Annotated in this window: 25 protein-coding genes; 16 read left to right on the plus strand and 9 right to left on the minus strand. The window is 69.6% G+C overall.

The genetic code is table 11. From position 1 onward, the window contains the following. The first annotated feature begins 7 nt into the window (after positions 1-7). The 6 genes from H4W80_RS44750 to H4W80_RS44775 all read left to right on the plus strand — a co-directional run bounded on the left by H4W80_RS44750 (position 8) and on the right by H4W80_RS44775 (position 7,203). The gene (locus H4W80_RS44750; RefSeq protein WP_192790612.1) at positions 8-1,603 is read left to right on the plus strand and encodes a DHA2 family efflux MFS transporter permease subunit; all 1,596 of its coding nucleotides are present in this window, start codon (positions 8-10) and stop codon (positions 1,601-1,603) included. A gap of 89 nt (positions 1,604-1,692) precedes the next feature. After that, positions 1,693-1,959 carry a DUF3039 domain-containing protein gene (locus tag H4W80_RS44755; protein ID WP_378525679.1) on the plus strand — a complete coding sequence of 89 codons (267 nt, stop codon included), beginning with the start codon at positions 1,693-1,695 and terminating at the stop codon, positions 1,957-1,959. A gap of 89 nt (positions 1,960-2,048) precedes the next feature. Beyond that, a complete protein-coding gene (locus tag H4W80_RS44760; RefSeq protein WP_318787342.1) occupies positions 2,049-2,921 on the plus strand; it encodes a zinc metalloprotease in 873 nt (290 codons plus the stop codon). A 25-nt stretch (positions 2,922-2,946) separates the two neighbouring features. Next, positions 2,947-4,329 (plus strand): MFS transporter, encoded by a 1,383-nt coding sequence (locus H4W80_RS44765; protein WP_192790615.1) that lies wholly within the window; start codon positions 2,947-2,949, stop codon positions 4,327-4,329. A 509-nt stretch (positions 4,330-4,838) separates the two neighbouring features. Next, positions 4,839-5,327: a hypothetical protein gene (locus H4W80_RS44770; RefSeq protein WP_192790616.1), complete on the plus strand. Its 489-nt coding sequence runs from the start codon at positions 4,839-4,841 to the stop codon at positions 5,325-5,327. 124 nt (positions 5,328-5,451) lie between these two features. Then, positions 5,452-7,203, plus strand: a complete 1,752-nt coding sequence (locus H4W80_RS44775) for a DEAD/DEAH box helicase (RefSeq protein WP_192790617.1) — start codon at positions 5,452-5,454, stop codon at positions 7,201-7,203. A gap of 15 nt (positions 7,204-7,218) precedes the next feature. Here the strand turns inward: H4W80_RS44775 and H4W80_RS44780 are convergent, their stop codons facing one another. From H4W80_RS44780 to H4W80_RS44790, 3 genes are read right to left on the minus strand one after another with little or no spacing between them, the layout of a single operon-like run. After that, positions 7,219-7,719: a GNAT family N-acetyltransferase gene (locus tag H4W80_RS44780; protein WP_192790618.1), complete on the minus strand. Its 501-nt coding sequence runs from the start codon at positions 7,717-7,719 to the stop codon at positions 7,219-7,221. A gap of 26 nt (positions 7,720-7,745) precedes the next feature. Continuing rightward, positions 7,746-8,885, minus strand: a complete 1,140-nt coding sequence (locus H4W80_RS44785; protein ID WP_192790619.1) for a hypothetical protein — start codon at positions 8,883-8,885, stop codon at positions 7,746-7,748. After that, complete coding sequence (locus tag H4W80_RS44790; protein WP_192790620.1) at positions 8,875-9,969, minus strand: helix-turn-helix domain-containing protein; 1,095 nt, start codon at positions 9,967-9,969, stop codon at positions 8,875-8,877. The genes H4W80_RS44785 and H4W80_RS44790 overlap by 11 nt, the downstream gene beginning before the upstream one ends. A gap of 454 nt (positions 9,970-10,423) precedes the next feature. Between H4W80_RS44790 and H4W80_RS44795 the strand changes: the two genes are divergently transcribed. Further along, positions 10,424-10,588: a hypothetical protein gene (locus H4W80_RS44795; RefSeq protein ID WP_192790621.1), complete on the plus strand. Its 165-nt coding sequence runs from the start codon at positions 10,424-10,426 to the stop codon at positions 10,586-10,588. 174 nt (positions 10,589-10,762) lie between these two features. Then, a complete protein-coding gene (locus H4W80_RS44800) occupies positions 10,763-11,140 on the plus strand; it encodes an STAS domain-containing protein (protein ID WP_192790622.1) in 378 nt (125 codons plus the stop codon). Here H4W80_RS44800 and H4W80_RS44805 read toward each other — a convergent pair whose 3' ends face one another. From H4W80_RS44805 to H4W80_RS44815, 3 genes are all read right to left on the minus strand, one after another. Continuing rightward, a complete protein-coding gene (locus H4W80_RS44805; protein ID WP_192790623.1) occupies positions 11,141-11,653 on the minus strand; it encodes a hypothetical protein in 513 nt (170 codons plus the stop codon). Positions 11,654-11,786: 133 nt separating this feature from the next. Then, the gene (locus tag H4W80_RS44810; protein ID WP_192790624.1) at positions 11,787-12,356 is read right to left on the minus strand and encodes a nicotinamidase; all 570 of its coding nucleotides are present in this window, start codon (positions 12,354-12,356) and stop codon (positions 11,787-11,789) included. A 60-nt stretch (positions 12,357-12,416) separates the two neighbouring features. Continuing rightward, a complete protein-coding gene (locus H4W80_RS44815; protein WP_225965941.1) occupies positions 12,417-13,694 on the minus strand; it encodes a nicotinate phosphoribosyltransferase in 1,278 nt (425 codons plus the stop codon). A gap of 52 nt (positions 13,695-13,746) precedes the next feature. Here H4W80_RS44815 and clpS point away from each other — a divergent pair, with 52 nt between their 5' ends. The 5 genes from clpS to H4W80_RS44840 all read left to right on the plus strand — a co-directional run bounded on the left by clpS (position 13,747) and on the right by H4W80_RS44840 (position 16,441). Continuing rightward, entirely contained in the window at positions 13,747-14,040 is a 294-nt protein-coding gene (gene clpS, locus H4W80_RS44820; protein WP_185071427.1) for an ATP-dependent Clp protease adapter ClpS, read from the plus strand. Between the two features lie 28 nt (positions 14,041-14,068). After that, the gene (locus tag H4W80_RS44825) at positions 14,069-14,593 is read left to right on the plus strand and encodes a DUF2017 domain-containing protein (protein ID WP_185071428.1); all 525 of its coding nucleotides are present in this window, start codon (positions 14,069-14,071) and stop codon (positions 14,591-14,593) included. Positions 14,594-14,602: 9 nt separating this feature from the next. Further along, a complete protein-coding gene (locus H4W80_RS44830; RefSeq protein WP_192790626.1) occupies positions 14,603-15,004 on the plus strand; it encodes a M67 family metallopeptidase in 402 nt (133 codons plus the stop codon). Positions 15,005-15,219: 215 nt separating this feature from the next. Further along, entirely contained in the window at positions 15,220-15,492 is a 273-nt protein-coding gene (locus H4W80_RS44835) for a MoaD/ThiS family protein (RefSeq protein ID WP_192790627.1), read from the plus strand. Position 15,493: 1 nt separating this feature from the next. Next, complete coding sequence (locus H4W80_RS44840; protein WP_192790628.1) at positions 15,494-16,441, plus strand: PLP-dependent cysteine synthase family protein; 948 nt, start codon at positions 15,494-15,496, stop codon at positions 16,439-16,441. A gap of 81 nt (positions 16,442-16,522) precedes the next feature. Here H4W80_RS44840 and H4W80_RS44845 read toward each other — a convergent pair whose 3' ends face one another. Next, positions 16,523-18,436 (minus strand): DUF3352 domain-containing protein, encoded by a 1,914-nt coding sequence (locus H4W80_RS44845; protein ID WP_192790629.1) that lies wholly within the window; start codon positions 18,434-18,436, stop codon positions 16,523-16,525. An 85-nt stretch (positions 18,437-18,521) separates the two neighbouring features. Further along, positions 18,522-18,848 carry a hypothetical protein gene (locus tag H4W80_RS44850; RefSeq protein ID WP_192790630.1) on the minus strand — a complete coding sequence of 109 codons (327 nt, stop codon included), beginning with the start codon at positions 18,846-18,848 and terminating at the stop codon, positions 18,522-18,524. A gap of 110 nt (positions 18,849-18,958) precedes the next feature. On the opposite strand from H4W80_RS44850, the gene H4W80_RS44855 reads away from it, so the two are divergent. From H4W80_RS44855 to H4W80_RS44865, 3 genes are all read left to right on the plus strand, one after another. Then, complete coding sequence (locus H4W80_RS44855) at positions 18,959-19,750, plus strand: thioesterase family protein (RefSeq protein WP_192790631.1); 792 nt, start codon at positions 18,959-18,961, stop codon at positions 19,748-19,750. Positions 19,751-19,866: 116 nt separating this feature from the next. Continuing rightward, positions 19,867-20,778 (plus strand): glutamate racemase, encoded by a 912-nt coding sequence (murI, locus tag H4W80_RS44860; RefSeq protein WP_192790632.1) that lies wholly within the window; start codon positions 19,867-19,869, stop codon positions 20,776-20,778. Further along, a complete protein-coding gene (locus H4W80_RS44865; RefSeq protein WP_192790633.1) occupies positions 20,775-21,527 on the plus strand; it encodes an MBL fold metallo-hydrolase in 753 nt (250 codons plus the stop codon). Before murI ends, H4W80_RS44865 begins: the two co-directional genes overlap by 4 nt. Here the strand turns inward: H4W80_RS44865 and H4W80_RS44870 are convergent. Next, positions 21,512-22,765, minus strand: coding sequence for an MFS transporter (locus H4W80_RS44870; protein ID WP_318787343.1), 1,254 nt, complete (start codon positions 22,763-22,765; stop codon positions 21,512-21,514). The genes H4W80_RS44865 and H4W80_RS44870 overlap by 16 nt on opposite strands. Positions 22,766-22,779 lie beyond the last annotated feature (14 nt).

Consider the following 22,779-nt stretch of genomic DNA (forward strand, 5'->3'; position numbering starts at 1 on the left):
GGACTTCATGGCTCACGCGAAGGCGGTGGATGCGCCGTCATCGCACGGCCCGGTGAAAACGGGGACCGGCGGCAATCCTTGGCTCGTGCTGCTGGCGGTCAGCTTGGGCGTCATCATGGTCATGCTCGACGGCACGGTCGTCGGCATCGCCAACCCGTCGATCCAGGCCGACCTCAAGGCCTCGCTGTCCGACCTGCAGTGGGTGACCAGCGGTTACCTGCTGGCGCTGGCGGTGTTCCTGATCACCGCCGGCAAGCTCGGTGACCTGTTCGGGCACAAGCGGGTCTTCCTGATCGGCGTGGCGGGGTTCGCCATCTCCTCGGTGGGCATCGGACTCAGCGCCGAGCTGGCCGACATCATTCCCGGCCTTTCCCCGGTGGGCGCGCTGATCGCCCTGCGGGTGCTGCAGGGCCTGTTCGGCGCGCTGCTCCAGCCGGCCGCCCTGGCGCTGCTGCGTGGTGCGTTCCCCGGTGAGAAGCTCAACCAGGCCATGGGCGCCTGGGGTGCGATCATCGGCCTGTCCAGCGCCGCCGGCCCGATCGTGGGCGGCCTGCTGGTCGAGAACGCGAGCTGGGAGACGGTCTTCTTCATCAACGCCCCCGTCGGCCTGGCCGCCCTCGTCCTCGGCACCATCCTGATCAAGGACAACCGCGCGCAGACGCTGGCGCGGATCGACTGGCTCGGCGTGCTGCTGCTGTCGGGCGCGATGTTCTCGCTGGTCTGGACGATCATCAAGGCTCCCGAGTGGGGCTGGGGCGACAGCACGACGCTGACCTTCGCGGCCCTGTTCGCGGTGCTGATCGGCGGGTTCATCTTCTGGCAGAGCAGGGCGAGCCAGCCGCTGGTGCCGCTGTCGCTGTTCAAGAACGCCTCGATCTCCATCGGCACCGTGCTGATGATGATGGTCGCGTTCGCCATGTTCGGCGCGATGTTCTTCCTCGGCTTCTTCTTCCAGGGCGTGCACGGCCTGTCCCCGCTGGAGGCCGGCCTGCGCATGCTGCCGATGAGCGCCGGCATGATCGTCGCCTCGCCGCTGGCGGGCATGGCGATCGGCAGGCTGGGGCCGAAGATCACGATGGCCACGGGCCTGCTGATCACCGCGTTCTCGATGTTCCTCATGTCCCAGCTCAGCATCGACGCCTCGTTCATCGAGAGCGGCATCCCGTTCCTGCTGCTGGCCTTCGGCATGTCGCCGGTGTTCGTGGGCGCCACGGAGATCATCGTGGGCAACGCCCCGATCAACCTGACCGGCGTCGCGGGCGGCGTGCAGCAGTCGGCCATGCAGGTCGGCGGCGCGCTCGGCACCGCGATCCTGGGCGCCGTGATGGCCGGCGAGATCTCCGACAAGCTGCCCGGCTACCTCGGCCCGGCGGCCCAGGCCATCCCGCCCGCCCAGCTGACGGGGCTGGAGAAGGCCGCCGCGTTCGGCACCGTCCCGCCCGGCGTGCCGCAGCAGATCGGTGACGCCGTCCACAACGCCTTCATGGACGGCATGCACGTGGCCTTCCTGGTCAGCACCGGCATCGCGGTGCTGACGGCCGTGCTGACGCTGTTCGTCAAGGCCGGCAGGAAGACCGAGGGCGCGCCCGTCCACGTGGGCTGAGCCTGATTCCACGTACGGCCCTCGCCACGCGGCGGGGGCCGTATCGCTATATGGGGGACCTGGTCGTGCTCGGGCATAAACTCTGTGGGGTGAGCACCACGAAGATCCTCCCAGAGCAGGAGACCACGCCCCGGACGTCGCACGGCGACGGCGATCACGAGCGGTTCGCCCACTACGCGGACAAGCACAAGATCACGGAGAGCATGGTCACGGGCACGCCCATCCGGGCCCTGTGCGGCAAGGTCTGGGTGCCCAGCCGCGATCCGAAGAAATATCCGGTCTGCCCGGAGTGCAAGGAGATCTACGACGGCCTGCCCCCGGGTGGCGGCGACGGCGGGGACAACAACAAGCAGTGAGTGTTGCTGACCGGTAATCTCCCCAGGTCAAGCTACGGTCGGTAGCCAGACCGGCTCGATACGTAGTGGGGGATTGCATGGTCCGGCGCGTGACCGCCGTCTCGTTGGCATGTCTGCTCGCGGTCGGGTTCGCGCCGCCGCCGCCTACCGAGGCGGCGCAGGCGTCGCGTTGCGCGGGCCACGTCCCCCGCAGGACGGGGCCGCGATCGCCCAAGCCCGAAGACGTGGCCAAGGTCCTCGTCGAGCTGGGCAAGCGGCTCGCCGGCGTCACGACGCCCACCCAGGTCACCGTGCCCACGCGCGTGCACGTCATCACGCGCGGTGAACGCAAGGTGACCGACGAGGACGTCAAGGCCCAGATCGAGGTGCTCAACTCCGCCTATGGCGGCACCTACGGCGGCGTCGACACCGGCGTGCGCTTCCGCCTGGACGGCATCTCCGTCACCGACAACGCCTTGTGGTTCAACGACCCCGTCGGCAACGAGCGGCTGATGAAGGTGGCGCTGCACCAGGGCGGCGCCGACACGCTCAACCTCTACATCGCCCAGCTCAGCGAGCAGATGCTGGGCTTCGCCAGCTATCCGTACTGGTATCACGAGGCGCCCAGGCTGGACGGCGTCGTGATCGACTGGCGCAGCCTGCCCGGCGGCGCGATGACCAACTACAACCGCGGCTTCACCGGCGTGCACGAGATCGGGCACTGGCTCGGCCTCTTCCACACCTTCGAGAACGGCTGCGAGCTGCCCGGCGACGGCATCGCCGACACCCCGATGGAGGCCCGGCCGACCGAGGCCTGCCCGGCGGACAAGGACAGCTGCGCGCAGCACCCCGGCCTGGACCCGGCGCACAACTTCATGGACTACGCGCACGACAAGTGCATGTCGGAGTTCACCCCGGGGCAGGCGGAGCGCATGCACCAGATGTGGGCGGTGTACCGGAACACCACCACCCCTGCAGCCTAGATTTCCGGCAAACTACGATATGTAGGTGACAGGTCCAAAGGCACTCGACACTCCCTACGCATCCACCCGCATCCTCAGCCCCGAGTACCGCATCGCGACAGTCGGCATCGTCCTGACGATCACCCTGGTCGCCTTCGAGGGCATGTCGGTCGGCGTCGTCATGCCGGCGGTGGCCCGCGAGCTGAACGCCCTGGACCTGTACGGGATCAGCTTCTCCGCCTTCCTCATCGCCAGCCTGTTCGCGAACGTGGTGGCGGGCCTCTGGTCGGACCGCCGCGGCTACCAGCTGCCGTTCCTGTCCGGTGTGGTGCTGTTCGTGGCGGGGATGGCGCTGGCAGGGGCGGCGCACTCGGCGGGGCTGTTCCTCGTGGCGCGGGCCGTGCAGGGGCTGGGGGCGGGCGCCTCGATCGTCGCGCTGCTCGTCATGATCGCGCGGGTCTATCCGGAGGCCCTGCGGCCCAAGGTCTTCGCGGCCGTCTCCGCGGCCTGGGTGGTGCCCGCCATGGTGGGGCCGGCCGTGGCCGGGTTCGTGGCCGTGCAGTGGGGCTGGCGGTACGTCTTCTACGGGATCATCCCGCTGGTCGTGCCCGCGCTGGTGATGCTCGTGCCCGCGCTGCGCAGGCCGTCCTCGCCCCATGAGCCGTCGACCGGCCCGCGCTCCAGGCCGGTCGCGATGACGCTGGCCGCCACCGCCACGGCGGGCGGGGCCGGGGCGCTGCTGCAGGGCGTGGACCTCCTGCACCAACACGCCGTGACCGGGGCCCTGGAGGCCGTCGCGGGCCTGGCGTTCCTGGTCTACGGGCTGCACCGGCTGCTGCCTCCCGGCGCGCTGCGCTTCGCGCGCGGGCTGCCCACGACCGTGCTGATGCGGGGCCTGTTCTCGGCCGCCTTCTTCGGGGTGAACTCCTTCATCCCGCTGGCGCTGCAGGAGGTGAAGTCCTTCGACCTCAAGCTCGCGGGGATCGCGCTGACCACCGGGGCGCTGGGGTGGTCCACGGGGTCGTACCTGCAGAGCAGGCGGGAGGGGGAGGCGTACAAGCGGATCCGGCTGGGGGCGGGGTGCGTCACCGCCTCGATCCTGATCTGCATGCTCTGCGTCGTCCCCGGGGTGACCGGGTGGGTCGCGGTGCCCGCGTGGATCGTGGCCGGGTTCGGGATGGGGTTCGGCATGACCACCGTCAGCGTCACCGCGCTGCGGCAGTCCCCGGTCAACGAGCAGGGGGCGAACTCCGCCGCCCTGTCGGTCACGGACATGCTCGGGTCCGCCCTGGCGATCGGGGTCGGGGGCGCACTGGTCAACCTGATCGGGCACGCCCCGGACGAGATCGCCACCGGGTTCGTCGTGATCTCGCTCCTCATGGCCGCCATCGGCCTGGCCGCCACGCTGCTCGCCGGACGCACCCGCTGATTTCCGCCCCTCCTGTCACACCGATCACGGTTCTCCTGACCTTCGCCGCGCGGGGTGATAGGACAGCGGTCAGGGAGGTGCCATGGAGGATGACGCCGAGGACGACCGCCGGGTCTGGCCGCCTGCGCCCGCTCCCAGGCATCGCCGTCCTCCTCCGCGCTACGCGTGGGGCGCGCCCTACGAGGAGGAGTCGCGGCGGGGGCGTAAGAGCCCTCTGGAGGCCGTGCCGGACCCCGACCCGGAGCCGGTACGGCGGCATGCCCGCTCCAGCGGCCCCGAGCCGGTCCGCGGCGAGCCCGACCCGCTGGACCTCGAGCCCGAAGAGCCGTGGAACCCGCAGATCCGCAGGACCGCCGCCTACGGCCTGGACCGCGAGTTCGAGCCCTGGGAGTCGCTTCCCCCCTCCGCGCGCCTCTACGGCTCTCCCGCGGACCCCGGGCGGCGCACGGTCGTGCCCGCGAGGGCGCTGCGGCGGTGGGCCGTCGGGTCGGTGGCCCTGCTGGGCGGGCGTGGGCCTGGTGGCGGGGGCGACCGTCGTGGTGCTGCGGATCACCGCGCCCTCGGCGGAGAGCGGGCGGCTGAGCGACTCCCTGGCCAAGGTCTCGGTGACGCTGCCGCAGGGGTGGAGCCAGGAGGCGGTGCCCCCCGTGACGGGCTTCACCTCCGTGGCCAGGGACGGCGGCGGCGGGCTCGTCATGGCCAGGCCGGTGCCGGGGGCCGTGGCGGACGCCAGGAAGGCCACGGCGGAGGCGGCGGAGCTCTACTCCCGGCTGCTGCTCAAAGGGGACCGGGTGACCGTCGTCGAGGACAAGGAGCTTCCCGGCGGCCACACCCGGGCGCTGCGGGCGGAATATCAGGATGTGGCCAACCGGCCCGCGTTCCTGAGAGTGACGCTGCTCACTCGCGGGGGCTCGGCCGTCATGCTCCTCGGGCTGCTCCAACCCGAGGAAACCGCACGCAGACAGGCCCTCGACACGGTCATGACGAAGATCAAATAGACCGCCTATCACGTGGAGACGAGCTTGGCCAGAATCCTTGACTCACGGCACGTCTTGTCGGTCGGCCCGATTACTATCGGGTCACTGTGAGAGAGCGAAGCACACGAACCCCAGAGGTGATGCGGTGAGCACCTTCGCCGCGTCCCACCTATCGCCTTCCTATCCCGACCGAGCCGCATGGGGCACCGCCCCCAAGCTCCGCGCGTGGCAGCAGGAGGCGTTCGACCTCTACTTCAGGCGCGAGCCGCGTGACTTCCTCACCGTGGCGACCCCGGGCGCGGGCAAGACGACCTACGCCCTGCGCATCGCCAGCGAGCTGCTCGCCAACGGCGTGATCAGGTCGATCACGATCGTCACGCCCACCGAGCACCTCAAGCGGCAGTGGGCCGACGCCGCCGCGCGGGTCGGCATCGGCATCGACCCCGAGTTCAAGAACAGCCAGGGCACCACCTCGCGCGACTACACCGGGGTGGCGGTGACGTACGCGCAGGTCGCCATGCACCCCGCGCTGCACCGGGCGCGCACGGAGGCGCGCAAGACGCTGGTGATCTTCGACGAGATCCACCACGCGGGCGACGCCAAGTCGTGGGGCGACGGCGTGAGCGAGGCGTTCGAGCCCGCCACGCGCCGCCTCCAGCTCACCGGCACGCCGTTCCGGTCCGACGACAACCCGATCCCGTTCGTCGCCTACGAGGAGGACGCCGAGGGCCTCAAGCGCAGCGTCGCCGACTACTCCTACGGCTACGGCCCCGCGCTCGACGACGGCGTCGTGCGCCCGGTCATCTTCCTGGCCTATTCCGGCGAGATGAAGTGGCGCACGCGGGCGGGCGACGAGATCGCCGCGACGCTCGGCACGCCGCTCACCAAGGACCAGCTCTCGCAGGCGTGGCGGGCCGCGCTCGACCCGAAGGGCGACTGGATCCGCCAGGTCATGCAGGCCGCCGACCGGCGGCTCACGGAGGTGCGCAGGGGCGTGCCCGACGCGGGCGGCCTGGTCATCGCCACCGACCACGAGACGGCCCGGGCCTACGCCCGCCACCTGCGCAACATCACCGGCGAGGGCGCCACCGTGGTCCTCTCCGACGACCCCGGCGCGTCGAAGAAGATCAAGCAGTTCGCGGCCTCGCCGGACCGCTGGCTGGTGGCCGTGCGCATGGTGTCGGAGGGCGTCGACATCCCCCGCCTGTGCGTGGGCGTCTACGCCACCTCCACCTCGACCCCGCTCTTCTTCGCCCAGGCCGTGGGCCGCTTCGTGCGGGCCCGCAAGCGCGGCGAGACCGCCTCGGTCTTCCTCCCCTCGGTGCCCACGCTCATGGGGCTGGCCAACGAGATGGAGGTCGAGCGCGACCACGTGCTCAACAAGCGGCCTCCCGAGGACGGACTCGACGACAGCCTCCTCGAGCAGGCCAACCGCCAGAAGGACAATCCCGACGTCCTGGGCGACGAGCTCCCGTTCGAGACGATGGAGACGTCGGCCACGTTCGACCGGGTGCTGTTCGACGGCGGCGAGTTCGGCACGGGCGCGGCGGTCGGCTCGGCGGAGGAAGAGGACTTCCTCGGCCTGCCGGGGCTGCTGGAGCCCGACCAGGTGGCGACGCTGCTGCGCAAGCGGCAGTCCGACCAGCAGGCGGCCAGGCGCAAGCAGGCGGAGGAGCAGCCGGCCGAGACGCTGGCGCCGCACGAGCAGATCGCGGAGCTGCGGCGCGAGCTCAACGGCCTGGTGGGCGCGTGGAACCACCGCACGGGCCAGCCGCACGGGGTCATCCACTCGGAGCTGCGCCGCTCGTGCGGCGGGCCGCCGATCGCGCAGGCGACGGCGGAGCAGATCCAGGAGCGGATCGCCACCATCCGCCGCTGGGCCACCCAGCGCCGCTGACCGGCCGGCTCGCGCTCAGCCGAGCTTCCTGACCAGGATGCGGCAGAGCTCGGGCCGGAGTTCGAGCCCGCCGTTCGGGTGGTAGACGACGTCGGTGGTGGCCAGCTCGCCGTGCGGCCATTCGGCGTAACCGCGGCGCTGGTACAACCTCAGGGCGTCGGGGTTGTCCAGGCCCACGCCGAGGGCGACCTGGTCGTGGCCGTCGGCCAGGAGCCGCTCCTCGGCGGCCCAGAGCAGCGCGGTGCCGATGCCCCGGTTGCGCATCCAGGGCACGACCTCCAGGTGCGTGAGCAGCGCCACGCCCGGTAAGTGGGTACGCAGCTCGGGCTCCTCCGCGGGCCCCAGCCACACGTAGACGTCGCCGACCGCCACCCCGCTCTCCCAGGCGACGAGCAGGACGCCGTGACCGGAGTCCTGCCTGGCGAGCCGGTCGGCGAAGTAGCCCTCCTGCCCGAGCGAGCCGACCATGGCGGGCAGGTCGGTATGGACGGCCTGGCGGATGTCACGTGGCCCCACGGACGACAGTTTCCCGGTTTGCCCTCTTATGAATCAAATGAGGTCCACTGGCGCAGTGGTGGCGCGCCAGGTTTGACCAGCCATTTCATGGCATCGGCCACGTACGGCCCTAGTTGCGGGATCCTGGCGAAGTGGTCGGCCCACTGGTCGCGGTCCGCCGCCCACGCCTCGAGATATTTGACGCAGAACTGCGGCGTGATGCGGTTGAGCCGGCCCAGCGCCGCCAGCAGGGACTCCTCCATGGCCCGGCGGCTCATGGCCGCGTCCGGCGGGAGCTCCCTGACGCGGCGCAGCACGTCCTTGACGAAGTCGCCGCGCCTGGCGAGGGCGCCGACCCAGTACGCCGGGTCGGCGGCGGCCCGCCAGCCCGTGCCCTCGCCCCCGTCGAGCAGCCAGTAGACGCCCTCGGCCAGCACGTCGCCGAGCTCCTGGTCCCGCGCGCGCATGGGGCGGTCGAATGGGTCGTACGGGCGCTGCTTGACCATCCCCGTGACCGCGAGCGGGCGCACCGACCTGTCGCCCAGCAGGTAGAACCAGTCCTCGTTGTAGATGTTCGGGAAGAACGAGGGGTCGCGGGTCGTCTCGACGGCCAGGGCGCCGCCGCCCACGAACGACTCCTGATGCCCGCCGGTCAGCCGGTGGGCGTGGCACACCACCGAGTTGTCCGGGTAGCCGCCGATGTGCATGCCCACGGCGTCGTAGGAGTCGAGCAGCGCGGCCGCGTGCGCGACCTCCTCGTGCCCGCCCACCTCGATGTCGTCGTCCAGGAAGACGATGCGCCGCCAGCCCATCAGGCGGGCCAGGAGCAGGCCCATGTTGCGCTTGGCGCTGAGGTCGGTCGCGCGGGCGAACGGCGTGCCCTTCAGCAGGGCCGTCGTCGCGAAGTCCGGCAGGTTGAGGCGGGCCAGGTTGTCGATGTCGACGGAGAGGAACTGCAGGCCGGCCGGCATCAGGAGGAGGTCCGGCTTGCTCCACTTGCTGTGCAGGGTCACGAGGGGGCAGTCCAGGGCGATCGCCAGCCGGATCGCGTGGCTGAGCCAGACCGGGTGCCTGATGGTCGGCACGACGATGGCGTCGACGCGGCCGGACTTCGCGACTCGCGGGTGGAACTCGATCAGATCCCGGTGGGAGCCGTGGTGGTGCTCCGATCCGACCTCAGTCCCCACGAGAGGGCTCCGACCACTCATGCAGCCGGAACGTGTCGAGGGTCCAATCAGGTGTGACGACCACGCGGTCCCTGATCCTGACCCGCGTGAGAATGCTGTAGGCCGCGGCGGCGCCGAAACGCGTCCGCAGATAGACGGCGTTGCGGTCGCGGAATCGCTCGTCGGTCAGGGCCCGCACCGCACCGTAGACGCCTCTGCCGTACATGCCATTGCAAATGGTCAACGTGCGCTCGACATTGTCGGGATTGACGCCGCGGTAGAAGAACCCGACGTCCTCAAGGAGTTGCAGATTATCGCCGGACCCGGCGGTGACGGTGTAGTGCCGGCGCGTGTCGCCCCCCTCGATGACCTCGAAATACGGACCCTTTTCCCCCTCCCAGTCGGGCACCTGCCGCACCGGGAGTTCGGCCTGCGCGAGCACGGCCCCGGTCACCGCGTTGTAGTCGACGCCGCCCAGGAGCACCACGTGCGTCGTCAGGTCGTCGGAACGCAGATCCTCGGTGGAGACCAGCTTCACCGGGCTGCGCGGATTCGCGGCCCGCAGATGGCCCCACAGTTCGAAGAGAGAGTCGAGGTCGGAGTACTTGTACAGCTCGATGTAGTCGGGGCTCGACGGGTCCGCGTACGGGATCTTGGCCCGGTCCTCCTCCGGCACCTGCGAGCAGATGACCGTGATCGGCTCCCCGTCGCGGAAGTGCCAGGGGCCTGCCTGGAGCGCGTCCCGCGCGGCCGGCTCGCCGTTCTCGCCCGACGCCTGGGACTTCAGCGCGGCCTGGCGCAGCCGGTCCAGCTCGGCGAGCAGATGGCGGTGGTCCTCCAGCTCGCCCGGCGTCAGGTCGGAGACCGGGAGCACGCGTGCCTTGCCGTTGGAGACCGATCGCTTGGTCGCGAAGAACGCGGCGTACTTCTCCAGCCGGTGTAAGGGCGGGATCTTGCCCGCGTGGGCCGACTCCCACGACGAGATCAGCGCGACGCTGACCTGGAACGCCTCGCGCAGCTGTGCCTGGGTGACGCGCAGGTCAGGCCAGTGGCTCTCGCGCAGCTCGCGCAATCGGCGCGCCAGCGCGGAATTGACGCCGCTCATGCCAGCCCCATTGGTGTGAACTTCAGTAATCTCTAGTGAACATCAGCCTGGCGGCGGAATCGATGAAGAATCCGCAGCTAAGGCCTAACAGAACAGCCAACCTGCACAAACCGGTGCGCACAAGAGCCACCAGTCTAACCATTCAGCTGTCACCGCCGTGTACGAATAGGGCGGTTCAGTCGGGGTAAACCTCTAATTGGAGAAGATTCACTGAAGTTAGCTGAATATGGGTGGAGGTGGTTCGTGGCGAGGGTCCGATGAGCCACACCCGGCAGGAGCGGCATCCCCACGCAGAAAGACAGCGGAACACCCCCGCGACGAGCCCAATCATCGGCGGAGGTGCCCGCGAGCGAGGTTTCTGTCAGAGCGCGTCTCCGCACCAGGGAAAACCTTCATGACCACACTAGCCCTCCACCTCTCGGTGGCAATACCAACATCAACCGATACCAGAGCCTTGACCCTCTTCCTCCTGACGACCTTGATCACGCTGGCAGCGGCGGCCATCCGCTGGACGGTGAAGCGGGCGAACGTCGTCATGGTGATCAGTGGCACGGGCGTCCTGGTGATCGTCCTGTCCGTGCTGCTCGCCGCCTATGTGATCACCTTCGGGACATCCTGAGGGAGCCGTCGCGCGCGGCGCTCCGCCCCCCGGCGCTGCGCGCGTGCCGGTCGCCTGTGACGATGGGTGACTCTGTGCGTTTGGCCACAGAGCGGTGCCCATCTGTTAGAAACTCGACGGAAGAGGCAACAACCACTCTTGGCTTGTCTCGGGATACGCAGAAGGACTTTGCCCATGTCGTCTGAGGTCACCAGAAAGCCGATGCTGACCGTGACTTCCGGCCTCTCGCGAAACGCCGTCATCCTCAAGCTCGAGGGCGAACTCGACGTCAACGTGCTGCAGGTGCTGCGCGAGCACCTCGAGCCCGTCTGGGCCCTTCCCCCCAAACCCTTCCTGATCCTCGACCTGGGCGAGCTCTCCTTCTGCGACTCCATGGGGATGAACGAGCTCGTCGGCGTCATGCAGCGGTGCGAGTCCAGAGGGACCCGGCTGCTGCTCGGAGGGGTTCAGGGGGTCATGGCCAGGGTGCTGTCGATCACCGGGCTGCGGCACGCGTTCGAGGTCTTCGCCCGGCTCGACGACGCGTTACGGCTCGCCGTGGCCACGCCCTGACTACGTCTGGGGAATGCGCCGCCCGGTGCGGCCGTCGGTCAGGACGTAGTCCGGCTTCTCCCGCAGGGGCAGCTTCAGCGCGGCCCGGCCGCTCTCGACCTGCACCGGCAGGGTGAACACGCGCTGGTGGTGGCTCGTGAGCGCGGCCGGGTGGCTGCCGACGCCGGGCCCCTCGTACAGCCATAGGCGCAGCCTGCGCCCCTCGGCCCGGACCACGACCTCGGCCGCCCCGCACTCCTGCGGGGCCGCCGCCCAGGTCAGCACGATCTCGTGGGCCACCTTCGCCGAACGGGGGACCGGGACGCGCTCCTGGCAGGAGGCCACGAGGTCGGCCACGATCGCCGGAGGGGCGGGGGTGGGCCGCTCTTCGGCGCCCATCGCGATCGTCCCGCCTTCCAGCAGCATCAGCGTGACGACCGCGGCCACCCGTTCGCCGGTGCTCCCCCGGACGAGCAGCCACAGGCAGAGAGGGCCGAGGACGAGCCAGGCCGCACCCAGGGAGATGGCCAGCATGTATCTACCTCCCGCGACAAGGAGTTTGTGACTCACCGTATTACTACGGCTCCGGAGGGGGTTCGTCCTCTTGAATATCACATGAACGCAGCGTTGCCTATCGCATACGTTTGGTGATCAAGTGTGATGCTGGTCACCCCAGGACGGGCGCCCCCCGCAGGGTGGCGCCCGCGTCCTTCAGCTCCGCCAGCGCCACCTCCGTGGTCGTCGCGGCCACGCCGGCCGTCAGGTCGAGCAGCACCCGCACCGCCAGCCCGTGCTTGACCGCGTCGAGGGCCGTCGCGCGCACGCAGTGGTCCGTGGCGATCCCGACCACGTCCACCTCGTGCACCCCGCGCTGCCCGAGCCACTCGGCCAGCGGGACCCCGTCGCTCGAAAGGCCCTCGAAACCGCTGTACGCGGCGGCGTAGGCGCCCTTGCTGAACACTTCCTCCACCTCCGACACGTCGAACGACGGGTGGAAGTCGGCTCCCGGGGTCCCGGCCACGCAGTGCGCCGGCCACCTTGAGACGTAGTCGGGAGATTCGGCGAAGTGGTCGCCGGGCGAGATGTGGTAGTCGCGGGTCGCCACCACGTGGTCATAGCCGTGTTCGGCCATGTGGCGAGTGATCGCCGCCGCCACCTCCGAGCCGCCGGCCACGGGCAGGCTGCCGCCCTCGCAGAAGTCGTTCTGCACATCGACGATGATCAGTGCGGTCCCCATATTCAGCACTCTAATGACCGGGCCCGCCCTCCGGCCCCCCGCCCCGCTGCCGGGGGCGCGTCAGGCGAACTCCGTGGGGATGGCCGCGTACCCCCTGCCGAGGTGCAGGGCCTCCTGGGGGAGGCTGGCGACGGCGGCGGCGTGGCGCTCGCGGGCGGCGGTCAGGGGCTCCCTGCCCACCACCTGCCCGTCGCGCACCAGCTCGTGCAGCAGGGGGATGCCGCCTTCGGGGGCCAGGCCGCCGGTGGTGATCAGCTCGGTCTCCACGTTGCCCGCGTCGTCCAGGAGCCGGTACGCCTGCTTGCGGCCCCCGCGCGACGGCTTGCCCACCGAGCGCTTGGCCACGGCCTCCAGCCTGCCCGTGGCTGTCTCCCTCGCCACCAGCTTGTACACCAGGGCCGCCGTGGGCACGCCGGACCCGGTCACCAGGGACGTGCCGACGCCGTAACCGTCGACGGGGGCGGCGGCGAGCGCGGCGATGGCGTACTCGTCCAGGTCGGAGGTGACCAGGATGCGGGTGTCGAAGGCTCCGAGCGCGTCGAGCTGCTCGCGCACCTCCTGCGCGGCGGCGGCCAGGTCGCCGGAGTCGATGCGGACCGCGCCCAGCTCCGGCCCGGCCAGCTCCACGGCCGTGCGCACCGCCTCGGCCACGTCGTACGTGTCCACCAGCAGCGTCGTCTTGCGGCCGAGCGAGGCGATCTGGGCCTCGAACGCCTCCTTCTCCGAGTCGTGCAGCAACGTGAACGCGTGCGCCGCCGTGCCGGCCGTGGGCACGCCGTAGGCGTACCCGGCCATGAGGTTGGAGGTGGAGGCGAAACCGGCGATGTACGCGGCCCGGGCGGCGGCCACGGCGGCGCCCTCGTGGGTGCGGCGCGAGCCCATCTCGATGAGCGGCCGCTTGCCCGCGGCGTTGGTCATGCGGGAGGCCGCCGAGGCGATCGCGCAGTCATGGTTGAGGATCGACAGGGTGAGGGTCTCGAGCAGCACGGCCTCCGCGAACGTGCCCTCCACGATCATGATGGGGGAGGCCGGGAAGTAGAGGTCGCCCTCGCGGTAGCCGTAGACGTTTCCGGAAAACCGGTAATCGGCGAGAAACGCCAGAGTGTCGTCGTCGACGACGTGCCTCTCCCGCAAATAGGTGAGTTCTTCCTCACTGAAGCGGAAGCGTTCTAGCTCGTCCAGGACACGTCCGGTCCCGGCGACCACCCCGTAGCGCCTGCCACCCGGCAGATGCCTGGCGAACACCTCGAAAACGGCGCGCCTGTGCGCCGCCCCGCTCCGGAGCGCCGCCTGCAGCATCGTCAGCTCATAGTGATCTGTGAGCAACGCAGTGCTCATGGTCAATGTCACGACTCGAAGACTACGGCCCAGATAGGGCAGACTTCTGGATGTGGGTAGCACCGCTCCAATCGCCGTCGAGCGTCCGTCATCGGACGTCCGGCCCGATCTGCCATGGGTGACCATCGTCTGGAACGACCCGGTCAACCTGATGTCCTACGTGACCTATGTCTTCCAATCGGTCTTCGGCTACACGAGGGAGAAGGCCGAAAAACTCATGCTGGACGTACACCACAAGGGCAAGGCCGTCGTGTCCAGTGGCACGCGGGAAGAGATGGAACGCGATGTGCAGATTCTCCACTCCTACGGCCTGTGGGCGACGGTCCAGCCGGACTCGGTCAAGTGAGGCACATGAGGTCAGTGAGGCGGCACGGGTGACATCGGGGTTCTCGTCGGGCAAGGGCGGCGTCGTCGTCGCGGAGTTCGAGGCCGCGGAGGTCTCGCTCCTACGCTCGCTCGTGTCGATGATGCTGGGCATCGTGGAGCCCGGCCGGACCAGCGACGACCCGCTGGAGCGGGCGCTGGGCATCGGCGGGGGAGAGGCGCCGACCGACCCGGTGCTGGCCAGGCTGTTCCCGTCGGCGTACGAGGACGAGAAGGATTCGGCGGAGTTCCGCCGCTACACCGAGGCCACCCTGCGCGACGGCAAGCGGGCCGACGCGCAGACCGTCTTCGACACCGCCAGGTCGGGCCGCGCGGAGCTCACGCCCGAGCAGGCCCAGGCCTGGCTGCGCTCGCTCAACGACGTGCGCCTGACGCTCGGCACCAAGCTCGACGTGACCGAGGAGGTCCACGACGAGATCGCCGTGATGTCCGAGGACGACCCCCGCTACCCGGCCTACCTCACCTATGACTGGCTGACCTACCTCCAGGACAGCCTGGTCCGGGCCCTCTGGTAACTTCCGGGCATGCTGTCGATCTCGCAGGAACTGGTGGACAAGATCGTCGCCCATGCCCGCGCCGACCACCCCGACGAGGCGTGCGGGGTCATCGCGGGCAGGAACGGGGTCCCCGAGCGGTTCGTCCCGATGGAGAACGCCGAACGCTCGCCCACCTTCTACCGCTTCGACTCCATGGAGCAGCTGCGCGTCTGGCGTGAGATGGACGACCGCGACGAGGAGCCCGTCGTGATCTACCACTCCCACACGGCCACCGAGGCGTACCCGTCGCGCACCGACGTCTCCTACGCCTCCGAGCCGGACGCCCACTACGTCCTGGTCTCCACGCGGGACGAGGACGAGGTGGAGTTCCGCTCGTACCGCATCCTCGACGGAGTGATTACCGAGGAAGAGGTAAGGTTTCTCCCATGATGGCCAGGCCGGTGCAGAGCTTCCTCTTCGCGCATACTCCGGCTGTCGTTCTCTACGACTGTCCCGCGAGAAATCTGCCGCTTCACTGCCACTGGGCGTGACAGCAGGGCGGCAGCCCGACGAACAGATTTCTTGCCGGAAGGTCCCGCGGAATCCGCATCCCGCAATCGGTGTTGCTGCGGATGGGACGACCTGATCTGAGGAGACTGAGCGCGATGGCCATCGAGGTTCGCATTCCGACCATCCTGCGTAATTACACCGGCGGCGCCAAGGCCGTCGACGCCGAGGGCGCCACCCTCGAAGAGCTGATCAGCAATCTGGAGTCGCGCCACCCCGGCATCAAGGAGCGCCTGGTCGACGCCGGCAACCTGCGCCGCTTCGTCAACGTCTACCTGAACGACGAGGACGTGCGCTTCCTGGGCGGCCTGGGCACGCCGCTGTCCGACGGCGACACGGTGACCGTGCTGCCCGCCGTCGCCGGCGGGTGACATGCGGTTCGACTCGCTGATCGACTCGGTCGGCCGCACGCCCCTCGTGGGGCTGCCGAGGTTGTCGCCCTCCGCCGACGTGCGGATCTGGGCCAAGCTCGAAGACCGCAACCCGACCGGGTCGATCAAGGACAGGCCCGCCCTGTGGATGATCCAGGAGGCCGAGAAGGACGGCCGGCTCACGCCCGGCTGCACGATCCTCGAGCCCACCAGCGGCAACACGGGCATCTCGCTCGCCATGTCGGCCAAGCTCAAGGGCTACAAGCTGATCTGCGTGATGCCCGAGAACACCTCGGAGGAGCGCCGCCAGCTCCTGCGCATGTGGGGCGCGCAGATCATCTCCTCGCCCGCGGCGGGCGGCTCCAACGAGGCCGTGCGGGTGGCCAAGGAGCTCGCGGCCCAGAATCCCTCCTGGGTGATGCTCTACCAGTACGGAAACCCGGCCAACTGGCGCTCGCACTACGAGACCACCGGCCCGGAGATCCTCGAGGACCTGCCCACCGTCACCCACTTCGTGGCCGGGCTCGGCACGACCGGCACGCTGATGGGCGTCGGGCGGTTCCTGCGCGAGCGGGTGCCCGGCGTGCAGATCGTCGCCGCCGAGCCGCGTTACGGCGAGCTGGTCTACGGGCTGCGCAACGTGGACGAGGGCTTCATCCCCGAGCTCTACGACGAGTCCGTGCTGACCACCCGCTTCTCCGTGGGCTCGGCCGACGCGCTGCGGCGCACGCGCGAGCTGCTGGCCGCGGAGGGCATCTTCGCCGGCGTCTCGACCGGCGCGGCGCTGCACGCGGCGCTGGGCGTGGCCACGAAGGCGGTCAAGGCGGGCGAGCGCGCCGACGTCGTGTTCGTGGTGGCCGACGGCGGCTGGAAATACCTGTCCACGGGCGCCTACGAGGGCACCCTGGACGAGGCGGAAGAGCGCCTCGAAGGCCAGCTCTGGGCCTGACGGCACCAAAACCGGGCGGCACAAAAACCTGACGGCACAAAAAACCGGGCGGCCGGTCCCTCGTGGACCGGCCGCCCGGTTTCAGTTGAACAGCACCCGCAGCGAGAACGTCGCCTCGGTGTCGGTCTGCGTGCCGCTCATCCCCACGGCCCGCAGCACCTGCAGGTTGGCCTTGTCGTCGCCCTGCATGGACTTGAGGTAGAGGCTCTCCACCTTGTCCAGGTCCACGAAGACCGCGTAGTTGGCGTCGTCCGCGTTGGGGATCGCCGTCTGGAACGTCTCCGAGTCGCCCAGCGTGCCCTCACCGGCCAGCTGCTTGGCGTACTCGTCCGTCGTCGCCACGGTGAAGACGCCGTCGCCGGCGACCTTGGCGATCTGCGGCGCTCCCTGACCCTGGGAGGTCAGCGCCTGCTGGACCTTGTCGACGATGGCCTGCGCCTTGGCCGGGTCGGTGGCGATGCGCACGCCGCCCTTGATCTGGTCGCCGCCCAGGCCCTGGCTGTCCACGGCGAGCGTGAAGTTCTTGCCGAAGATCGTGGCCAGGTCGCCGGGGAGCTGCAGCCCGAGCTGGCTCTGCGCCTGCTCCAGCATCTGCTTGACCTCGGCGCCGCCGGTCGCCGCGGCCTGCTTCTGGATCTGGGCCCACTGCTTGGTGACCATCTGGTCGAGGCCGGAGATCGACACGGCGCCCGCCGTGGTGGCGGGCAGCGTGCCCAGGTTGGCCTTGGGCAGGTCGCCCTCGGGGGTCATGCCCTTGGCGCCGCGCACGAGGCCGGCGAGCTCGACGTACGCGCTGTCGAAGCGCAGCGCGCCGGCGAACCTGGCGTCCTTGACCTGGTCCACCAGGGCGGCCTGCTCGGCCGGGACCTCCTTCTTGGCCAGCTCCATGAGCCCGCCCATGTCGGCCCAGAACGACAGCACGCCCTGCTCGCCGACCGCGCCCATGTCGTCGCTGAACTCGGCGTTGTCGGCCAGGCTGCCCTCCGACTTCGCGTACTTGTCGGCCAGCTCCTGGGTCGAGCTCAGCAGCGCGTAGTCGTCACGGAAGGCGAGGCCGTACTTCTCGCCCTTCATCAGCTTGGCGATGCCGGCCTTGGCCTGCGCCTCGTCCTTGATCTGGACGGCCACCGCGAAGTCGGGCTCCTCCTTGCCCGAGGGCACGGCGGCGAAGCCGACCCTGCTGCCGAGCCAGGGGTCGACGTCCTTGGCGAAGTCGACCTTGGCATCGGAGTCGGAGTTGAGCGTGTCGAAGAGCGCCTTGCGCGGGTCCTCGCCGGTGAAGGAGTCCTTGGTGACCGTGAACTTCCTGGCGATCTGGAACAGCGCCAGCTTCTGGTTCGCGGCCGGGTCCAGGTCGAGCCGGGCGTAGGCGATCGAGTTGGCGGGCAGGACCTCGTTCGGCTGCGTGCCGCCGCCGCCGATGGCGTTCATGGCCCACACGGCGCCGCCGCCGAGCAGGATCACCGCGAGCGCGGCGGCCGCGGCGATGATCCAGGTCTTGCGGCCCTTCTTGGCCGGTTGCGCCGGGCCGAACCCCTCGGGTCCCTGCTGCTGCCAGCCGCCCTGGGCGTACTGGTCGTTCTGCCAACCTTGCTGCTGCTGTTCCTGCTGCCAGCCCTGGCCCTGTTGCCAGCCCTGCTGCTCCTGCTGCCAGCCCTGCTGCGGCGGCTGCTGCTGCTGCCAGCCGCCCTGGGCCTGCTGCTGGCCCTGCTGCCAGCTCTGCTGCTGGCCGTAGGAGCCCTGCTGGCCGTAGCCGGCGTCGTAGGGGGGCTGCTGCTGCTGCTGCCCGTACCCCTGCTGAGGGTTGTACGGCTGCTGCTGGCCGTAGGACGCCTGCTGGCCGTAGCCCCCCTGCTGGTAGGGCTGCTGCGGCGGGTACGGCTGTCCCGATGACTGAGGCATCGGCGCGGGGTTCTCCGGCTGCTGCCCCTGGTTCCAGTTGTACGCCGTGGTCCGGTCAGGATCCTGGCCGTAGGGGGGATTATTCGCAGACATCACTCAACTCACAATGTGGACTTTTGACCACAGAGAAGTTAGCTGATGTTGCTAGACGGGCGCTTGCAATGTGCTGAAGTGAGATTCAGACCCGGGTGAGTTCCTTTCTGAGCGCATTGATGTGGACCTCGCCGGTTCCGTAGTCGGCGACGCACGACCACGGCACGAATGTGCAGCCCACATAGACCAGGCGGGACAGCGAGCGGGACAGCCAGGACGCGCGGTCCTGGTTCTCCCGGGTGAGACCGAGCAGCAGCGGCGCCCGGCGGCTGGAGACGATCAGTCCGTAGACGGTGTGGCTCTTCTGGAGTTCGCCCCTGTGCTTGATCACGCGGATGTCGACCACGTGGCCGACCCATATCCCGTCGGAGTCCCAGACGGACTGACCGAGGAGTTCGGTGACACTTGCCATGATCGAACTTTCTCAACCGAATCATGTTTTCGCAGGTAGGCACGCTGATAGCGGGATGCCATAGACTATGCGGGCGCTAGAACATAATTCCGGAGTTGAGGCGGGCGCGGATGACCAAGTTCGACGAGGCGACTCAGGCGATCAGGATCGACGAGGGCACGTACGACGTGTGCCTCGACTCCGGATACGCGATCGGCGGCCCCCTCAACGGCGGCTACCTCATGGCCGTGATCCTGCGCGCTGCGGTGGACGCCTCGCCGTTCGAGCATCCGGTGAGCACGACGGCGCAGTTCCTCAAGGCGCCGGTCGCCGGGCCCGCGCAGGTCAGGATCGAGCCGCTCAAGGCGGGCAGGACGGCCGCGTTCGCCAGGGCCACGCTCGTGCAGGACGACGTGGCGCACATCGAGGGGCTGATCACGACGGCCACGTTGAACGAGGTCGAGCCGATCTACGCCGAAGAGCCGGCCTACGACATGCCCGGCATCGAGGACTGCGTCAAGCTCCCCGACCCCAAGCCCGAGTCGGGCATGAACCTCAATGCCCGGATGGAGCTGCTCTTCGACCCGCCCACGATCGGCTGGCTGAAGGGCGAGCCCTCCGGCAGGCCCGAGTCGCGGGCGTACTTCAGGATGGCCGAGCCCCAGGACCCGGACCCGTACGTGCTGGCGCTGGCCGTGGACGCGCTGCCGCCGGTGGTGTTCTCGGCGGGCGCGCGGGGCTGGGCGCCGACCGTGGACCTCACCTGGCACCTGCGGGCGCTGCCCGCCCCCGGCTGGCTCACGCTGCTCGGCAGTGGCCGGCTGGTCTCGGACGGCTGGTTCGACGAGGAGGTCGAGGTACGCGACTCCGCCGGCCGCCTTGTCGCCCAGGCGCGCCAGCTCGCCCGGGTCGGACGCGGCTGACCGGCCCAGATGATCGGCCCGGATGTGACCAAGACAACACCGCCGCACGCCCACGTGCCGTACTTGTGAGCATTCTTACGCAGAGTTGATCGTGCAGGTCGCCTACCCTCTAGAGCGTGCCGGACACGAGTATTGGGATCTTCGACAGCGGGGTCGGCGGCCTGACGGTCGCCCGCGCGATCATCGACCAGTTGCCCCATGAGTCCATCACGTACGTGGCCGACACGGCCCGTCAGCCGTACGGGCCCAAACGCATCGCGGAGGTCCGCGCCTACGCCCTGGAAGTGATGGACCACCTCGTCGAGCACGGCGTGAAGATGCTGGTGATCGCCTGCAACAGCGCCAGCGCCGCCGTGCTGCGCGACGCCCGCGAGCGTTACGACGTGCCGGTCGTCGAGGTGATCCAGCCCGCCACCAGGCGAGCGGTGCGCGCCACCCGTACGGGCAGGGTCGGCGTGATCGCCACCAGGGCCACGATCGAGTCCATGGCCTACCACGACGCCTTCACCGCGGCGCCCGACGTGCAGCTCACCGGCGTGGCCGCCCCACGCCTGGTGGAGTACGTCGAGCGCGGCGAGACGATGAGCGGCGAGCTCATCGAGGTGCTGAACGAGTACCTGGAGCCCATCAGGGCCGCCGGGTGCGACACCCTCATCCTCGGCTGCACCCACTACCCGCTGCTCACCGGCGCCATCTCCTATGTCGTCGGCGACGGTGTCACGCTGGTCTCCAGCGCCGAGGAGACGGCCAAGGACGTCTACCGGATCCTGCACGACCGCGATCTGGCGGCAGGAGGCGAGGCCACCCCCCGGCACCGCTTCCGCGCCACCGGCGACTCCCTGCTCTTCGCCCGGCTCGGGCGACGTTTCCTGGGGCCGGAGATCGATGTGGTCGAAGTCGCACCAGTGGGGGGTACTACCTCTAACGGCCACTCGGCCGCGCCGGTGTCGGGACTGACGAGCGACGACACCGGATTCCCGCGGCCGGGTCGCGACGCGGAGCGTCGCATCGGGAAGGAGCCCACATGAAGGTGACCATCGTCGGGTGTTCGGGCAGCTTCCCCGGGCCCGACAGCCCCGCGTCGTGCTACCTCATCGAGGCGGACGGGTTCAAGTTGCTGCTCGACCTCGGCAACGGGTCGCTCGGCGCGCTCCAACGCCACATCAGCCCGTACGAGGTGGACGCGATCTGCCTGTCGCACCTGCACGCCGACCACTGTCTCGACCTCTGCTCCTACCACGTGGTCCGCACGTACGGGCCGGGCGCGCCGTACCCCACCCTGCCCGTCTACGCGCCGGCCGACGCGCCCGCCCGGCTGTCGGCCGCGTACGGGATGCCGGACGAGCCGGGCCTGGACACCGCGTTCGACTTCCTGCCGCTGGCGCCGGGCTCGTTCGAGATCGGGCCGTTCACGCTGACCGCCGGGCTGGTCAACCACCCGGTCGAGGCGTACGGCTTCCGCGTGACCGGCGGCGGCCGGTGCGTGGCCTACTCCGGCGACACCGGCGAGTCGAGCGAGCTGGTGAAGCTGGCCACGGGCGCCGACCTGCTGCTGTGCGAGGCGTCGTTCGTTGAGGGCCCGGACCTGCCCGCCGACCTGCACCTGACCGGCCGCCAGGCCGCCCGGCACGCGGCCGAGGCCGGCGTCGACCGGCTCGTGCTCACCCACCTCGTCCCGTGGAACGACCAGGCCACCGTGCTGGAGGAGGCGATGGGAGGCGGGTTCGGGGGCCCGATCGAGCTGGCCCGCAGCGGCGCGGTCTACGACCTGGCCTGAGTCTCGGTGAAGTCGCGCATGCGGGGTAACGGGGAGAACAGCAGCGGCACGAAGGTCAGCAGCCGGGCCGCCATGATCGTCCACAGGGCCTGGCGCACCCCGATCTGCTGGGCCAGGATCCCGCCGAGCAGCGCGCCCAGCGGCATGATGCCCCAGGTCATGAACCTGACCGAGGCGTTGACCCGGCCGAGCAGGTGCTCGGGGGTCACGGTCTGGCGGTAGGTGACCTGGCCCACGTTCAATAATGTCGCGCTCCAAGTGAGCGCGATCGAAGTGATCGCGAAGCACACCACGCGCCAGTCGGCCTGCGTCATCGGCAGCAGCAGGCCGAAGGGCGAGCCGAGGATGACCGCCAGCCAGGTCATCCTGGCGGTGCCGTACCGCCTGGACAGCCACGAGCCGGTGAAGCCGCCGATCAGGCCGCCGATGCCGCCCGACATGAGCAGCAGGCCGATGGTGCTGGGGGGCAGCTTGACCACCTGGGCCAGGAACAGCACCGACAGGCCCAGCACGGCGCTGGTGCACAGGTTTCCGGCCACCGTCGAGACGGCCAGCATGCGCAGCAGCCGGTCGCGCCACAGGTAGGAGAGGCCCTCGCCGATGCCGCGCAACAACGGGGTGCGCTGGGTGACGGCGGGCGGCTTGTCGGGGACCTTGATCGTGCTCAGGAAGAGCACCGAGGCGAGCGCGCCGAGCGCGGTGGCGAACAGCGTGCGCGGCGCCCCGAGCAACTGCACCAGCGCGCCCCCCACGGCCGGCCCGGACATGAACGAGCCGGAGCGCACGATCTCCAGCTTGGAGTTGCCGTCGGTGAGCTGCCCGGTGCCGACCAGCTCAGGCAGGTACGTCTGGTCGGCCACGTCGTTGAAGACCTGGGCCATGCCGACCAGCAGCGCGATGGCGAACATCAGGCCGATCGACAGCAGCCCCACCTCCGCGGCCAGCGGGATGCAGGCGAGCAGCAGGAACCTGGCCAGGTCGGAGACCAGCATCACGCGCCGCCGGCGCATCCGGTCGACCCACACCCCCGCGGGCAGGCCGATGAGCAGGAACGCCGTCGTCTGCAGTGCTGACAGGACCCCGACCTCCACGGGACCGGCATTCAGCGCGAGTACGGCCGCCAGCGGAAGCGCAACACGGGAGATATTCGCCCCGAGTTCACTGGCAACGTGCGAACTGAGGAACCGGAGGAAGTCAGGGTTACGCAACACCCCCGTTGTCATTGCGTAAGGATCCATGTGGCGGACACATT

This window comes from Nonomuraea angiospora (assembly GCF_014873145.1).
GTDB classification, from domain to species: Bacteria; Actinomycetota; Actinomycetes; order Streptosporangiales; family Streptosporangiaceae; genus Nonomuraea; species Nonomuraea angiospora.

Excerpts from the sequence above, each read along its gene's own strand:
- H4W80_RS44750 (WP_192790612.1), top strand. The coding sequence starts at position 8 with ATGGCTCACGCGAAGGCGGTGGATGCGCCGTCATCGCACGGCCCGGTG.
- H4W80_RS44790 (WP_192790620.1), bottom strand. The coding sequence starts at position 9,969 with ATGAGCGGCGTCAATTCCGCGCTGGCGCGCCGATTGCGCGAGCTGCGC.
- H4W80_RS44800 (WP_192790622.1), top strand. The coding sequence starts at position 10,763 with ATGTCGTCTGAGGTCACCAGAAAGCCGATGCTGACCGTGACTTCCGGC.
- H4W80_RS44805 (WP_192790623.1), bottom strand. The coding sequence starts at position 11,653 with ATGCTGGCCATCTCCCTGGGTGCGGCCTGGCTCGTCCTCGGCCCTCTC.
- H4W80_RS44810 (WP_192790624.1), bottom strand. The coding sequence starts at position 12,356 with ATGGGGACCGCACTGATCATCGTCGATGTGCAGAACGACTTCTGCGAG.
- H4W80_RS44815 (WP_225965941.1), bottom strand. The coding sequence starts at position 13,694 with ATGAGCACTGCGTTGCTCACAGATCACTATGAGCTGACGATGCTGCAG.
- H4W80_RS44830 (WP_192790626.1), top strand. The coding sequence starts at position 14,603 with ATGCTGTCGATCTCGCAGGAACTGGTGGACAAGATCGTCGCCCATGCC.
- H4W80_RS44835 (WP_192790627.1), top strand. The coding sequence starts at position 15,220 with ATGGCCATCGAGGTTCGCATTCCGACCATCCTGCGTAATTACACCGGC.
- H4W80_RS44840 (WP_192790628.1), top strand. The coding sequence starts at position 15,494 with ATGCGGTTCGACTCGCTGATCGACTCGGTCGGCCGCACGCCCCTCGTG.
- H4W80_RS44845 (WP_192790629.1), bottom strand. The coding sequence starts at position 18,436 with ATGTCTGCGAATAATCCCCCCTACGGCCAGGATCCTGACCGGACCACG.
- H4W80_RS44850 (WP_192790630.1), bottom strand. The coding sequence starts at position 18,848 with ATGGCAAGTGTCACCGAACTCCTCGGTCAGTCCGTCTGGGACTCCGAC.
- H4W80_RS44855 (WP_192790631.1), top strand. The coding sequence starts at position 18,959 with ATGACCAAGTTCGACGAGGCGACTCAGGCGATCAGGATCGACGAGGGC.
- H4W80_RS44865 (WP_192790633.1), top strand. The coding sequence starts at position 20,775 with ATGAAGGTGACCATCGTCGGGTGTTCGGGCAGCTTCCCCGGGCCCGAC.
- H4W80_RS44870 (WP_318787343.1), bottom strand. The coding sequence starts at position 22,765 with ATGGATCCTTACGCAATGACAACGGGGGTGTTGCGTAACCCTGACTTC.